This is a genomic window from Kitasatospora sp. NPDC029312, assembly GCF_055569215.1.
Genome location: NZ_JBVHXY010000067.1, coordinates 1 through 13867, shown reverse-complemented (window position 1 = coordinate 13867; position 13867 = coordinate 1). Strand labels below are relative to the sequence as shown.

Genomic DNA, 13867 nt, shown 5'->3' with positions numbered 1-13867 from the left:
CGCTTGCCTCAGCTCCGCTGCACGAGTTCGTCGTAGGTGCTGAGCACCTGGGCGACGGTGGCGGCCTCGTCCGGCCAGGTCTCGGCCTGCTGCCGGCCGGCCGCCACCAGCTCCTCGCGGCGGGCCGGGTCGACCAGCAGGCCGCGCACCGCCCGTCCGATCGCCGACGGATCGCCCGGGGGCACCAGGACGGCGGCGTCGCCGACCAGTTCGGGGATGCCGCCGACGGCGGTGGCGACCACCGGCACGCCGGCCCGCATCGCCTCCTGGACCACCAGCGAGCGGGCCTCCCAGCGGCTGGAGACCACCACCACGTCGGCGGCGGACAGCAGGTCGGGCACGTCGGTGCGGTAGCCGAGCAGGCGCACCGACAGCTTCTCGGCGGCCACCCGCTCGCGCAGCGCGCCCGCCTCCGGGCCGTCCCCGGCGAGCAGCACCAGCGGCTCCGGGTCCAGCGCGGACAGCTCGCGGGTGGCGTCCAGCAGCAGCCCGAAGGCCTTCTGCGGGACGAGCCGGCCCACCGCCAGCACCAGCGGCCGGTCCGGGCCGTCGCCGAGCAGCGCGGCGCGCGCCTCCGAGCGCGCGAGCCGGCCCTCCGGCATCGGCGGCGCGGCCACCGGGCCCAGCCGGGCGTCGGTGGCGCCGAGTTCGCGGGCCCGGGCGACCAGGTCCGAGGAGGCGCCGAGGACGAGGTCGGCGGCGCGCGCCACCCGCCGTTCCATCAGCCGCTGCAGCCGGCGTTCCATGCCGGTGGCCAGCAGCGCGTGGTGCGAGGTGACCACCAGCGGGGTCTCCGGACGCAGGCCGGGGAAGCGGCCGGCGGTGCGCAGCGCCAGGTCCGACAGCAGCCCGGCACGCAGCCCGTGGGCGTGCACCACGTCGGCGGCGGTGAAGGCCCGGCGCAGTTCGCCGATCGCGGTGGCGTCGCTGCGGGCGCCCGCCGTGGGCGTGATGTCGACGGTGTGGAACCGGGCGCCGGTGCGGGAGAAGCCGAACAGCGCGTCGGTGCCGGCCGGCGCGCAGACGGTGACGATCACGCCGTGCGCAACCAGGCCCTGGGCCAGGGAGCGCACGTGCGCACCGATGCCGCCGGTGCTGGCGGCCAGGACGAGGACCACGCGCAGCTGCCCCGGTTCCGGGGCGGCCGCGGTGGCCCGGGCGGCGGAATGGTCCACGTCGTCTCGCTCCGACTCGATCAGGTTCGCGCGCCGCTTCGCGAGGGTTGCCCGCCCGGCGGCGCTCGGGACTGGAAAGCCAGTGTCCAGCCGCCACCATGCCAGGTCGGCGGCCCTCTTGGACAGTCGGCGCCGCCGGGGCGCGTCGTCGTGCCGCGAGGTCCGCCGGACCCGCTGGAGGGGCCGGCTCGGGGGGTCGGTCCGGCGGGTCTTTCGCCGGACCGGTTCCTAACGCTGGCGCGGGGCCCGGGCTGTGGCCAGCAGTTCCTCGGCGTGGGCGCGGCCCAGCTCCGAGTCCTCCAGGCCGGCCAGCATCCGGGAGAGTTCGCGCACCCGTTCCTCGTCGTTCAGTACCTTGACGCCGGAGCGGGTCACGGTGCCGTCGTGGGTCTTCTCCACCACCAGGTGCCGGTCCGCGAAGGCGGCGACCTGCGGGAGGTGGGTGACCACCACGACCTGGGCCGTTTCGGCCAGTTTCGCCAGCCGACGGCCGATCTCGACCGCGGCCTTGCCGCCGACGCCCGCGTCGACCTCGTCGAACAGGTAGGTGGGGACGGGGTCGGCGCCCGCGAAGACGACCTCGACGGCGAGCATCACCCGGGACAGCTCACCGCCGGAGGCGCCCTTGGCGATCGGGCGGGGCTGGGCGCCCGGGTGGGGGGCGAGCAGCACCTCGACCTCGTCCACGCCGTGCGGCCCGTACGCGACGGTGCGGCCGTCCACCTCGATCCCGGCCAGGTCCTCGACCTGGGTGATCGAGAAGGTCACCCGGGCGTGCGGCATGGCCAGTTCGGCGAGTTCGGCGGAGACGGCCTCGGCGAAGCGGCCGGCGGCGGCCTGCCGGGCGGCCGACACCTCGGCCGCCAGCTCCGCCAACTCCGCCCGCAGCTCGGTCTCCTGGGCGCCCAGCTGGTCGATCCGGTCGTCGTCGCCGTCGAGTTCGGCGAGCCGGGCGGCCCCCGCCTCGGCCCAGGCGAGCACCTCGGCCAGGGTGTTCTCCTCGCCGCCGTACTTGCGCAGCAGCTGGGCCAGGACGGCCCGGCGGTCCTCGACCGCGGCCAGGCGCACCGGGTCGGCGTCCAGGTCGTCGGCGTAGCCGGCCAGGTCTCCGGCCACGTCGGCGAGCAGGTAGCCGACCTCGTTCAGCCGGTCCGCGAGGGCGGCGAGCCGCTCGTCGTGGTGGCGCACCGCGTCCAGGGCCCGGCGGGACTGCGCGAGCAGGGTGCCCGCGTCCAGCGCCTCCGGGTCGGCCGGGTCGCCGGCCAGGGCGGCGTGGGCGAGGGTCGCGGCGGAGGACAGCGCGTCAGCGTGGCCGAGCCGTTCGGCCTCGGCGGCCAGCTCGGTGTCCTCCCCGGCCACCGGTTCGGCGGCGGCGATCTCGTCCAGGCCGAAGCGCAGCAGGTCGGCCTCCTGGGCGCGCTCGCGGGCCCGGGTGGTCAGCTCCTCCAGGGTGGCCGAGACCTCGCGCAGGGCCCGGTAGGTCTCCCGGTAGCGGGCCAGCGGCTCGGCCACCGCCTCACCCGCGTAGCGGTCCAGCGCACCGCGCTGCCGGGCGGGGCGCAGCAGCCGCTGCTGGTCGGTCTGCCCGTGCACCGCGATCAGGTCCTCGCCGAGCTCGGTGAGCAGCCCGACCGGCACGGCCCGGCCGCCGACGTACGCCCGGGAGCGGCCCTCGGCGGAGACGGTCCGGCTGATCAGCAGGGCTCCGTCGTCCAGCTCCGCCCCGGCTTCGGCGGCGCGGACCGCCACCGGGGAGTCCGCGGGCAGTTCCAGCCGGCCCTCCACGACGGCGCGTCCGGAGCCGTTGCGCACCAGGCCCGGGTCGGCGCGGCCGCCGAGCAGCAGCCCGAGGCTGGTCACGACCATGGTCTTGCCGGCGCCGGTCTCACCGGTCACGGCGGTGAAGCCGGGGGCCAGCTCGACCACCGCATCGTCGATGACCCCAAGATCCCGTATCCGCATCTCGTCCAACACGGAGACGACCTTACGAGGTTCCGCCCCCGGAGCGCGACGAGCGGCAACGGCGCGCGGCAACTTCGTGCCCGGAAGTTCATCCCTTCCGGGGCGTTTGCGGCGCGGTGTCTCCGGCCGCGGGCGCGGTGCACCACGGCAGGAACAGCTGCACCAGCGGGCCGATGGCCAGCGCGTACGCGACCGTGCCGACCCCGGCGGTGCCGCCCAGCAGGACGCCCGCCACCAGCACCGCGACCTCGATCGCGGTGCGGACCAGCCGCAGCGAACGCCCGGTGCGCCGGTGCAGGCCGGTCATCAGGCCGTCGCGCGGACCGGGGCCGAAGCGGGCGCCGATGTAGAGGCCGGAGGCCAGGCCGTTGAGCACGATCGCGCCGGCCATCAGCGCGATCCGGGCGGGCAGGGCCTCCGGGCCGCCGACCAGCTTCAGGGTGAGGTCCATGGCCGCGCCGATCACCAGCACGTTGGCGACGGTGCCCAGGCCCGGGCGCTGGCGCAGCGGGATCCACAGCAGCAGCACCAGGGCCCCGCAGATCGTCACCCAGGCGCCCACGGTGAGGCCGAGCACCCGCTGCAGGCCCTGGTGGAAGACGTCCCACGGGTCCAGGCCGAGGCCGGAACGGAGCATCAGCGCCATGCTCACGCCGTACAGGCCCAGGCCGACGAAGAGCTGCGGGAGCCGGCGGCCCAGCGCGTGGGTGTCGCCGAGGACGCGGACGAGCGGGCCCGGCCGGGTCCGCTCCGGGCCGGGAGCGGGCGTGGTGACGGTGGTCACGGTGGGCGTGGCGGTAGGGGTGGCCGCGGGGCCGGCGGGGGTGGTGGACGCGTCGGTGGTGGCCAATGGTGCTCCTGCGGGTGGTGCCGCACCCCGGGGCGGCCCCGGTGGTGGCGGCGCGACGGCCGCCCTGCCATGATGAACGGGCCAAAGAAGCCCGCGACAGGGCCAATCCCGAGCAAGTGGACTGAAAAGCGCCATGGCCGACTGGCACACCACCGTCACCCCGCCCGCACTGGCCCGGCTGCTCTCCACCGCTCGGCTCCCCGAGCCGGCCGCCGCGCGCCGCCCCGCCTACCGCACCCTGGCGGGCCAGATCCGGCTGCTGGTGACCGAGGGCCGGCTGCCGGTCGGCGCCCGACTGCCCGCCGAACGCGAACTCGCCTCCGCCCTGGAACTCAGCCGCACCACCGTCGCCACCGCGTACGAGACCCTGCGCGGCGACGGCTACCTGCTCAGCCGCCGCGGCTCCGGCAGCTGGACCGCCCTGCCCGAGGGCGCCCCGCCGCCCAGCGACGCCCTGCACCCCGTCCCGCCGGACGAGCAGGGCAGCATCCTGGACCTCGGCGTCGCCGCGCTGCCCGCCCCGCAGCCCTGGCTCGGCCAGGCCGCCGCCCGGGCCGTCGAGCTGCTCCCCCACTACGCGACCGGCCACGGCCACTACCCGACCGGCGTCCCGGTGCTGCGCGAGGCCGTCGCCCGCCGCTACATCGAGCGCGGCCTGCCCACCACCCCCGACCAGATCCTCATCACCACCGGCGCGATGGGCGGCCTGCACCTCGTCCAGCGCGTCCTGATCGGCCGCGGCGACCGGGTCGCCGTCGAGGCCCCCAGCTACGCCCACACCCTGCAGGCCCTGCGCCTCAGCGGGGCGCGGCTGGTGCCGGTGCCGTACGCGCCGCCGCGGTCCCGCTGGGACGCGGAGGAGCCGCGCTGGGACCTGAGCGAGTGGCAGCGGGTGCTGCGGGGCGCGGCGCCGAAGGCCGCCTACGTCATCCCGGACTTCCACAACCCGACCGGCGCGCTGATCGACGAGGAGCAGCGCCGTGAGCTGCTGGCCGCCGCCCGGGCCGCCGGGAGCATCGTGCTGGTGGACGAGACCACCAGCGAACTCGGCTGGGGCGTGCCGGAGTCCGCACCACTGCCGCGCCCGGTGGCGGCACTGGACCGCTCGGCCCAGGTGGTCACCGTCGGCTCGGCCGGCAAGCTGCTCTGGGGCGGCCTGCGGATCGGCTGGGTGCGGGCCGCGCCCGCGCTCGTGCGGCGGCTGGCCACCGAACGCGTCTACAGCGACGTCGGCACGCCGGTGCTCGACCAGCTGATCGCCGCCGAGCTGATGGGCGAACCGCTCGGCGCCGTCCGCGCGCACCAGCTGGAGCGGCTGCGGGCCACCGCGCACGCCTTCGCCGACGCACTGCCCGAGCACCTGCCCGACTGGCGGTTCCGGGTGCCGCCCGGCGGCCTGGCCCTGTGGGTCTCCACCGACGGCCTGTCCGGCGCCGCGCTGGCTCATGCCGGGGAGCGCGGCGGGATCCGGATCGCCGCCGGCACCCGGTTCGGCTCGGACGGCGCCTTCGAGCACCACATCCGGCTGCCGCTCACCGTACCGGCCGGGGCCGTGCCCGCCGCCGTCCAGCGGCTCGCCGCGCTGGCCGCCCGCGCGGCGGCGGGCGGCCGACTCGGCCCGGCCGACGAGGCCCAGCCGCTGGCCGTCTGACGTTCCGTCAGCAGCCCCGTCAGTGCGCGGTGTTCGACCGCCCGCGCCAACCCGTCACCGGCAGCGCGAACTTGGCCACCAGCCGGTCGGTGAACGGCGCCCGGTGCAGCCTGGCCAGCCGCACCGGTGTCTGCCCCCGGCGCACCTCCACCCGCGCCCCGGCCGGCAGTTCGACCGAACGCCGTCCGTCGCACCAGAGCACCCCGTGCGGGGTCTTCGGCTGCACCTCGACCGCCAGCACCGAGTCCGGCGAGGTCACCAGCGGCCGGGCGAACAGCGCGTGCGCGGAGATCGGCACCATCAGCAGCGCCTCCACCTCCGGCCACACCACCGGCCCGCCACCGGAGAACGCGTACGCGGTCGAGCCGGTCGGCGTCGCGCAGACCACCCCGTCGCAGCCGAAGTTGGAGACCGGGCGACCGTCCACCTCGGTCACCACCTCCAGCATCCGCTCCCGGGACGCCTTCTCGATCGAGGCCTCGTTCAACGCCCAGTCCTGGTGGACCACATCGCCGTTGGTGCGGACGATCACGTCGATCGTCATCCGCTCCTCGACCTCGTAGTCGGCGTCGACCACCCGCTCGACCACCACGGCCAGGTCGTCCCGCTCGGCCTCGGCCAGGAAGCCGACCCGGCCCAGGTTGATCCCCAGCATCGGCAACCCGTGCGAGCGCGCCAACTCCGCACCGCGCAGCAGCGTCCCGTCCCCGCCGGCGACCAGGATCAGCTCGCAGCCGTCCGCCGCCCCCGGCCCCTCGGCCACCTTCTCGACCCCGCCCGGCAGGTCGAGGTCCACCGCCTCGGCCTCCAGCAGTCTGATCCGCAGGCCCGCCTTCAGCAGCCCGTGCACCAGGCCCTCGACGCTGCGCAGCGCCGCCTCCCGGCCGGTGTGCGCGATCAGGAAGACCGTACGTTCTTCATCGCTCATGCCGCTGCCCTCTCCCTACGTCTACCGGGTCGCCCTTGGCCCGGTGCGGCCGCGCCGTACAGCAGGACGGGCCGGACGCTCGCAGAGCACCCTATCGGGGCCCCTCCGCGACGGCCCGGTCCGCCTCCGCGGGGTCCAGCTGCGGGGCGTCCCGGCGCATCCAGAGGAAGTACTCGACGTTCCCGGACGGCCCCGGCAGGGGGCTCGCGGTGACCGCCCGCACGCCCAGCCCGAGCTCCCACGCCTGCCCCGCCACCTGGCGGACCATCTCGGCGCGCAGCTGCGGGCTGCGCACCACTCCGCCGCTGCCGAGCCGCTCCTTGCCGATCTCGAACTGCGGCTTGACCATCAGCACCAGGTCCGCGTCCTCGGCCGCGCAGGCCGCCAGCGCCGGAAGCACCAGGCCCAGCGAGATGAAGGACAGGTCACCGACCACCAGGTCGACCGGCTCGCCGCCGATCGACTCCAGGGTCAGCTCGCGCACATTGGTGCGGTCCATCACGGTGACCCGATCGTCGCTCTGCAGCGACCAGGCGAGCTGTCCGTAGCCCACGTCCACGGCCAGCACGTGGGCGGCCCCGGCCCGCAGCAGCACGTCGGTGAACCCGCCGGTGGAGGCGCCCGCGTCCAGCGCCCGACGCCCCTCGACCACCAGGCCCTGCGGCACGAAGGCCGCGAACGCCCCGGCGAGCTTGTGGCCGCCGCGCGAGACGTAGTCGGGGTCGTTCTCGTCCGCGGCCACCACGACGGCCGCCGCGGTCTCCACCTGGGTGGCCGGCTTGGTCGCGGTGGTGCCGCCGACGGTCACCCGCCCGGCCGCGATCAGCTCGGACGCGTGCTCGCGCGACCGGGCCAGCTTGCGGCGGACCAGCTCCGCGTCGAGTCGGCGTCGTGCCACTGCCACTGGTGTTTCAGCTCCTACGAGTCCTGCGGGGTCATTCCCGGTCGAGTGCGGCCAGCGTGTCGGCGAGCCGTTGGTGAACATCTTCGTACACCGCGACGTGTGCCTCCGCCGGGACCCCGTCCAGCGCCTCCAGCCGGGCCAGCCCGGCGTCCACCCCGGCGTGGCCGGTGGGCAGCAGTTCGACGCCGAGCGGCTCGGCCGGCGGGGTGGGTTCACTCGTCTCGGGCATCGGGCTTCTTCGTGCTGGTGGCCTTGCGGGCGGTGGTCCGCTTCGTCGCGGCGGGCTCGGCCGGCGCCGGGGGCTGAGAGTCCGTCCGTCGGCCCTTCTCCGTGGCGGTCGGCTTGTCCGTGGTGTCGGTGGCCTTCTCGGCGGCGGCGGTCTTCTTCGCCGGGGCGGTCTTCTTCGCCTCGGTGGTCTTCTTCGCGGCGCTGGTCTTCTTCGCCGGGGCGGTCTTCTTGGCGGCGGCCTTCTCCGGGGCGGCCTTCTTCGCCGTCGCCTTCTTCGCCGTGGTCTTCTTCGTCGTGGTCTTCTTCGCCGTCGACTCCCTGCCCGGGGCGCCCTTACCGTCCGCCGGCTCCCCCGCGACCGGTGGATCCACCTCGACCGGCTCGTCCACCTCCACCCGCTGGGTCACTATCGGCTCGTCCGCCGGGCGCTCGTTCTCGTACTCCCAGCCGCGCCCGAACAGGTCGTCCGCCCGAGGCGCCGGCGTCGGCCGCTGTGCGGGCTCGTCCGCGTCCGGCCCGGGCTTCGCCGCGGCCGGCTCCGCCTCGACCTCGCGCAGCTTGCTCTCCAGGTACGCCAGCACCACGCCGACCTTGGTCACCTGGTCGCCGACCTTCTCGAAGGCCTTCTCCACTTCGTTGCGCGCCACGCCGACGGCCAGGTCCACGCCGGCCCGCCCGGCGGTGACCGCCTCCTCCGCCAGCGTCTGCAGCGTCTGGGGGGACGGCGGGAACTGCCCGCCGAGCTTGCGCTCGACCTCGGCGACGTCGACTCCGGTCCGCTCCAGGATCGCGGTCGCCGTGCCGACGACCCGCTTGCCGACCTCCTCCACCACCGAGGTGGCGGCCGCCACCGCTCCCCGCACCGTCTTCGGCAGCATCCGGGTGCCTCCTTAGCGCCTGTGCGCGCATCGCTCCGTCGCCGTCGGTGCCCGGGCCTTTCCGGGCACCCCACTGACGACGCTACCGCCAAAACCCTCCTGAGGTACCGTGGCCCGGCAGTCAGAGCACCGTAGTGACCTGGGGATGGAGCCACCGCCATGGCGAACGCCGAGGAGTGCCGCGAGGCACTGGAACAGCTCAGCCGGAACATGGCCGACTCCACCGGCGACGTCCGCAAGGCCGCCGCCCTCGACCGCTCGCTCAGCTGCCGGATCACCGACCTCGACCTGACCTTCGCCGGACAGCTGCGCGACGGCCGGATTCACGACGTCGTCACCACGCCCGGCCCGCCCGCCACCAAGGCGGACATCCGCCTCACCATGGCCAGCGACGACCTGGTCGCCCTGGTCGGCGGTGAGCTCAACTTCGCCTCCGCCTGGGCGAGCGGCCGGGTCAAGCTGGAGGCGGGCCTCCGCGATCTGCTGCGGCTGCGCACCCTGCTCTGACGCCGGACCGCCCGACGACCCCGGCGACCCGCCGGGTCAGAAGCCGAGCTCGGCGAGCGCCTTACGCCCGTCCACCGGCCCGCCGTCCCCGTCCGACGCCGTCCACGCGGCCGCGCACAGCGCCCGCAGACCGTCCCAGCGGTCCCCGGACCCACTCAGCCGCAGCTCGCCGCCGTCCGTCCGGGCGACCCATCCGCCGCAGCCGAAGCCGCCGTCGCGCGCCGTCACCGCCGGATGCGGGACCAGCAGACCGCGCAGGTCCGCCGCCAGGTAGGTCGGCCGGTGCTCGACCGGCGCGGCCAGCAGCTGCGCCGGCGTGGTCACCCCGGTGAACACCAGCAGACTGTCCACCCCGCCGTTGAACGCACCCTCGATGTCGGTGTCCAGGCGGTCCCCGACCACCAGCGGCCGGCGCGCGCCCGTCCGCAGCACCGTCTCCCGGTGCATCGGCGGCAGCGGCTTGCCGGCCACCTCCGGCTCCACCCCGGTCGCCGCCCGGACCGCCGCGACCAGCGTCCCGTTGCCGGGCGCGATGCCACGCGCCGTCGGCACCGTCATGTCGGTGTTGGAGGCCACCCACGGCAGCCCGCCGCGCACCGCGTACGCGGCCTCCGCCAGCTGCGGCCAGCCCACCGACGGGTCGAAGCCCTGGACCACCGCGAGCGGCTCGTCGTCCAGCGAACGGACCGGCACCAACCCGCGCTCGGCCAGCGCCTCCTCCAGTCCCAGACCACCCACGACCAGCACCTTCGCCCCGGCCGGAACCTTCTCGGCCACCACCCGGGCGGCCGCCTGGGCCGAATTGATCACGTCCGCCGGCTCGGCCGGCACCCCCAGCTCGGTCAGGTGCTCCGCCACCACCCGCGGCGGGCGGGAGGCGTTGTTGGTCACGTATGCGAGCCGCAGCCCGGCCCGCCGGGCCGCCGCCAGCGAGTCCACCGCGTGCTCGATCGCGTGCGGGCCGGCGTAGACCACGCCGTCCAGGTCCAGCAGCGCGGTGTCGTACGCCTCGGTCAGCGGGCCGTCGCTGCCGCCGGGGGCGGTCCGTGCCGTCGTGGTGTCCGTGTCGGTCATGCCTGCGCTACCTCGTTCACTGCGGGCCACCCCGTTCACTGCGGATCGCCGCGTTCGACAACTGCCCTGCTCGTACCTGCCCGTTCAGCCGTCGTCGTCGACGCCCGCGGGCCGCTCCCCGGCCTCCCGGTACCCCGGTGCGCCCGGCAGCAACGGACCGTACGCCCCGGCGCGAGCCGCCAGGGTGGCCCGGGTCTGCCGCAACGCCTCCCGGTAGTGGTCGGCCTCCGGCCGCATGGCCACGGCCAGCGCCAGGTGCTCGGCGGACGTCTCGAAGTCGCCCAACCGGGCCGCCGCGACGCCCCACCCGAACTGAGCGTAGTCGTCCGCCGGATCGGCCAACGCGACGGCCCGGAAGTTCTCCAGCGCTGCCGCGTACGAGCCGGCGTCGAACTGGGCCCGGGCCAGCGCCTCCCGGATGCTGCGCGAGTGCGGCTCGGCCTCCGCCGCCCGGGCGAGCAACTGGCCCGCGGCCGCCGCATGCCCCTGGGCCAGCAGCTGCGCGCCCCGGCGGAACCAGTCGTAGACGTCGCCCGCCGGCTCCCCGGGCCGGCCCTGGGCCGGGACGCTCCCCGCCGACACGCCCTCCCCCGGCCCGCCGTCCTCCGTCCGTCTTCCCCGCCCGTCGTCCATGCCGTACCTCGCCCTCGATCGCTCGCCCGCCCTCCGAGCCGGCACGGGTAATCAGATCTTTCAACAACGCGTACCCGGTTACCATGCCCAGAATGAGCGCACCCAGTGCAGAAGACGGAGTCGAGACTCCCGAGGGCGGCCCCGGCGATCCCGGGCACGTCGCCACCGCAGGCCTGTCCCTGTCCCCCTTCCGGGGCCTGCGCTACGTCCCCGGCCGGGTCGGCGCGCTGTCCGCGGTGATGTCCCCGCCCTACGACGTCGTCGACCCGGGGCGCCGACTCGACCTGGAGACCGCCGACCCGCACAACGTGGTCCGGCTGATCCTGCCCCGCCCGGAGCCCGAGGACGCCGGTGACCGCCCCGACCGCGACACCAAGTACCGGCACGCCGCCCGGCTGCTGGCCGCTTGGCAGCGCGAGGGCGTGCTCGCCGCCGACCCGGCCCCCGCGATCTACGTCTACGAACAGCGCGTGCCCGCCACCGGCGACTCCCCCGAACTGCTCCAGCGCGGCCTGATCGGCGCCCTCGCCGTCAGCGGCCGCGAAGCCGGCGTGGTCCTCCCGCACGAGGACGTCATGCCCCGTCCGGTCGCCGACCGGGTCGGCCTGATGCGCACCACCCGGGCCAACCTCGAACCCCTGCTGCTCACCTACCGCGGCAACGGCGGGGCCTCCGGCGTCATCGAGCGGACGGTCGAGGGCGAGCCGCTGCTCTCCACCGCCACCAGCGACGGCACCCACCACCGTCTGTGGGCCGTCACCGACCCCGCCGAGATCGCCGAGATCAGCCGCGACCTGTCCACCTGCCGGGCGCTGATCGCCGACGGCCACCACCGCTGGGAGATGTACCTGCGCCTCCAGCGCGAGCACCGCCACCTGCCGCGCAGCCCGTGGGACCGCGGCATGGTGCTCCTGGTGGACACCGCCCGCTATCCCCTGCGGGTCCGGGCCATCCACCGGGTGCTGTACCGGCTGCCGGTCGCCGAGGCGCTGGAGAAGCTCGGTGACCACTGGACGGTCAAGGAGGTCCCCGGCCCGCTGCCCACGGCGCTCCAGGCACTCGCCGAGCAGAAACGGCACGGCGGCAACGGCTTCCTGCTCACCGGCGGCGACGGCGTCTACTGGCTGCTCGGCGAACCCGAGGAGTCCCTGCTCGACGCGACCGTGCCGCACGACCGGCCCGAGGAGTGGCGCCACCTGGACGCCACCGTCCTGCACGCCACCCTGCTCGACCACACCTGGCACGTCCCCGACGGCCCGGACCACATCGGCTACCTGCACACCGCCGCGGCCGCCGAGCGCGAAGCGGCCCGCACCGGCGGCACCGCCGTCCTGCTCCACCCGGTCCGGGAGAGCGTGGTCCGGCGGCTGGCCGAACAGGGCGTCACCATGCCGCGCAAGTCCACGTCCTTCGGGCCGAAGCCGGCCACCGGGCTGGTACTGCGCAACCTCACCCTGGGCTAGCGTCCCGAACGCCGTGAGGCCCTGCCGCTCCCTCGGGGGGATCGGCAGGGCCTCACGGCGTTTCAGGGACGGTCAGCGCTGCGCGTCGTCCTCGTCCTCGGCCTTCGCGGCCGGCTCGGACCGCTTCTCGCCGGCCGCGGCGTCCTGGGAACGCCCGGGCACCACGCCGTCGAACTCCTCGTCGATCTCGAGGTCGTCCTCGTCGTAGTACTCCTCGACGTCCTCCTCGTCCTCGAAGATCACCCGGTCGTCGGCGATGTCACCGCCGCGCTTCTTGGCCGGGGCCTCGTCCTGGCCGGACTCCTCCTCGACCTGCTCCGGGTCGAGCGCGTCCGTGAACTCCACACCGTCGATCTCGGCCAGGCGCTCGGAGGCGTTGGTCGTCCCGTCGGTGTCGGCCTCGGCGGCCTTGGCGAACCAGTCGCGGGCCTCCTCCCCGCGGCCGGCCGCGATCAGCGCCTCGGCGTAGGCGTACCGCAGCCGCGCGGTCCACGGGTGCACGGCGCTGGAGGCCAGCTCCGGGCTCTGCAGGGTGACGACGGCGGCGTCGAACTGCTCCATGTCACTGCGGGCACCGGCCGCGACCAGGCGCATCTCGACCTGACCGGCCTTGTCCAGCTGCTTCACCTCGGGCTCACCGGCCATCGCCAGCGCCCGCTCCGGACGGCCCAGACCGCGCTCGCAGTCGGCCATCACCGGCCACAGGTCGGCGCGGCCGGTCATCCGACGGGCGGCACGGAACTCGGTCAGCGCCTCGGAGTAGCGCTGCGTCATGTACGACGCGAAGCCGGCCGCCTCGCGGACGGCCGCGACGCGGGACGCCAGCCGCAGGGCGACGCGCGAGTACTGGTAGGCCTCCTCCGGCTCGCTGTCGAGCAGGCGGGCCACCATCACCAGGTTGCGCGCGACGTCGTCCGCGAGGGTCTTGGGCAGGCTCTTGAGCTCCTGACGCACGTCCGCGTCCAGCTCGAAGCCGGTGACGTCCTCCGGGATCGGCAGGCGCTTGACCGGCTCGTAGTTGCCGCGGCGGTCGTCGTAGTCCCGACGGCCGTAGTCGCCGCCCCGGTCGTCCCGGCGGTCGTCCCGGCGGAAACCACCGCCGGACGGACGGTCGCCGCGGTCGCGGTTGAAACCGCCGGAGGGGCGGTCGTCACGGCGGTAGCCACCGCCGGACGGACGGTCGCCGCGGTCGCGGTTGAAACCGCCGGAGGGGCGGTCGTCGCGACGGAAACTGCCGCCGGAGGGACGGTCGCCACCACGGTCGTCACGGTCACGGAACGGCCGGTCATCACGACGCGGACGCTCATCACGGTCATCACGACGGAAGCCACTCGGGCGGTCGTCACGGCGGAAACCGCCACCGGAAGGACGGTCATCGCGACGGAAGCCACCGCCGGACGGACGGTCGCCGCGGTCGCGGTTGAAACCGCCGGAGGGGCGGTCGTCGCGACGGAAACCGCCACGGTCGTCACCACGGTCGCGGTTGAAACCGCCGGAGGGGCGGTCGTCGCGGCGGTAGCCACCGCCGGACGGACGGTCGCCGCGGTCGCGGTTGAAACCGCCGGAGGGGCGGTCGTCGCGACGGAAGCTACCGCCGGACGGGCGGTCGCCACC

Annotated in this window: 13 protein-coding genes and 1 pseudogene; 3 read left to right on the top strand and 11 right to left on the bottom strand. The window is 75.4% G+C overall.

The window, feature by feature from the left end; all coding sequences use genetic code 11:
* Window positions 1–8: 8 nt before the first annotated feature.
* The 3 genes from ACZ4WV_RS33780 to yczE form a co-directional block, all read right to left on the bottom strand.
* Window positions 9–1175, bottom strand: a complete 1167-nt coding sequence (locus tag ACZ4WV_RS33780; protein WP_465752648.1) for a glycosyltransferase family 4 protein — start codon at window positions 1173–1175, stop codon at window positions 9–11.
* A 228-nt stretch (window positions 1176–1403) separates the two neighbouring features.
* Complete coding sequence (gene recN / locus ACZ4WV_RS33775; RefSeq protein ID WP_465752680.1) at window positions 1404–3137, bottom strand: DNA repair protein RecN; 1734 nt, start codon at window positions 3135–3137, stop codon at window positions 1404–1406.
* 88 nt (window positions 3138–3225) lie between these two features.
* Window positions 3226–3837 (bottom strand): membrane protein YczE, encoded by a 612-nt coding sequence (gene yczE, locus ACZ4WV_RS33770; protein WP_465752678.1) that lies wholly within the window; start codon window positions 3835–3837, stop codon window positions 3226–3228.
* Window positions 3838–4120: 283 nt separating this feature from the next.
* Between yczE and yczR the strand changes: the two genes are divergently transcribed.
* A complete protein-coding gene (yczR, locus tag ACZ4WV_RS33765) occupies window positions 4121–5638 on the top strand; it encodes a MocR-like transcription factor YczR (protein ID WP_465752646.1) in 1518 nt (505 codons plus the stop codon).
* 19 nt (window positions 5639–5657) lie between these two features.
* Here yczR and ACZ4WV_RS33760 read toward each other — a convergent pair whose 3' ends face one another.
* From ACZ4WV_RS33760 to ACZ4WV_RS33745, 4 genes are all read right to left on the bottom strand, one after another.
* Window positions 5658–6566 carry an NAD kinase gene (locus ACZ4WV_RS33760; RefSeq protein ID WP_465752644.1) on the bottom strand — a complete coding sequence of 303 codons (909 nt, stop codon included), beginning with the start codon at window positions 6564–6566 and terminating at the stop codon, window positions 5658–5660.
* Between the two features lie 91 nt (window positions 6567–6657).
* Window positions 6658–7464 (bottom strand): TlyA family RNA methyltransferase, encoded by an 807-nt coding sequence (locus ACZ4WV_RS33755; RefSeq protein ID WP_465752677.1) that lies wholly within the window; start codon window positions 7462–7464, stop codon window positions 6658–6660.
* A gap of 37 nt (window positions 7465–7501) precedes the next feature.
* Window positions 7502–7699, bottom strand: a complete 198-nt coding sequence (locus tag ACZ4WV_RS33750; RefSeq protein ID WP_465752642.1) for a hypothetical protein — start codon at window positions 7697–7699, stop codon at window positions 7502–7504.
* Window positions 7683–8576, bottom strand: a complete 894-nt coding sequence (locus tag ACZ4WV_RS33745; RefSeq protein ID WP_465752640.1) for a hypothetical protein — start codon at window positions 8574–8576, stop codon at window positions 7683–7685. Before ACZ4WV_RS33745 ends, ACZ4WV_RS33750 begins: the two co-directional genes overlap by 17 nt.
* 159 nt (window positions 8577–8735) lie before the next feature.
* Between ACZ4WV_RS33745 and ACZ4WV_RS33740 the strand changes: the two genes are divergently transcribed.
* The gene (locus ACZ4WV_RS33740) at window positions 8736–9083 is read left to right on the top strand and encodes an alkyl sulfatase C-terminal domain-containing protein (protein ID WP_465752638.1); all 348 of its coding nucleotides are present in this window, start codon (window positions 8736–8738) and stop codon (window positions 9081–9083) included.
* 36 nt (window positions 9084–9119) lie between these two features.
* On the opposite strand, the gene ACZ4WV_RS33735 is transcribed toward ACZ4WV_RS33740, so the two are convergent.
* The gene (locus ACZ4WV_RS33735) at window positions 9120–10157 is read right to left on the bottom strand and encodes an HAD-IIA family hydrolase (RefSeq protein WP_465752636.1); all 1038 of its coding nucleotides are present in this window, start codon (window positions 10155–10157) and stop codon (window positions 9120–9122) included.
* A gap of 84 nt (window positions 10158–10241) precedes the next feature.
* The gene (locus ACZ4WV_RS33730) at window positions 10242–10790 is read right to left on the bottom strand and encodes a tetratricopeptide repeat protein (RefSeq protein ID WP_465752634.1); all 549 of its coding nucleotides are present in this window, start codon (window positions 10788–10790) and stop codon (window positions 10242–10244) included.
* 92 nt (window positions 10791–10882) lie between these two features.
* Here ACZ4WV_RS33730 and ACZ4WV_RS33725 point away from each other — a divergent pair, with 92 nt between their 5' ends.
* Complete coding sequence (locus ACZ4WV_RS33725) at window positions 10883–12253, top strand: DUF1015 family protein (protein WP_465752632.1); 1371 nt, start codon at window positions 10883–10885, stop codon at window positions 12251–12253.
* 72 nt (window positions 12254–12325) lie between these two features.
* Here ACZ4WV_RS33725 and ACZ4WV_RS33720 read toward each other — a convergent pair whose 3' ends face one another.
* Together ACZ4WV_RS33720 and ACZ4WV_RS33715 are read right to left on the bottom strand one after the other, a co-directional pair.
* Entirely contained in the window at window positions 12326–13252 is a 927-nt protein-coding gene (locus tag ACZ4WV_RS33720; RefSeq protein WP_465752675.1) for a tetratricopeptide repeat protein, read from the bottom strand.
* 21 nt (window positions 13253–13273) lie between these two features.
* A pseudogene (locus tag ACZ4WV_RS33715) lies at window positions 13274–13867 on the bottom strand (DEAD/DEAH box helicase); the annotation flags it as partial.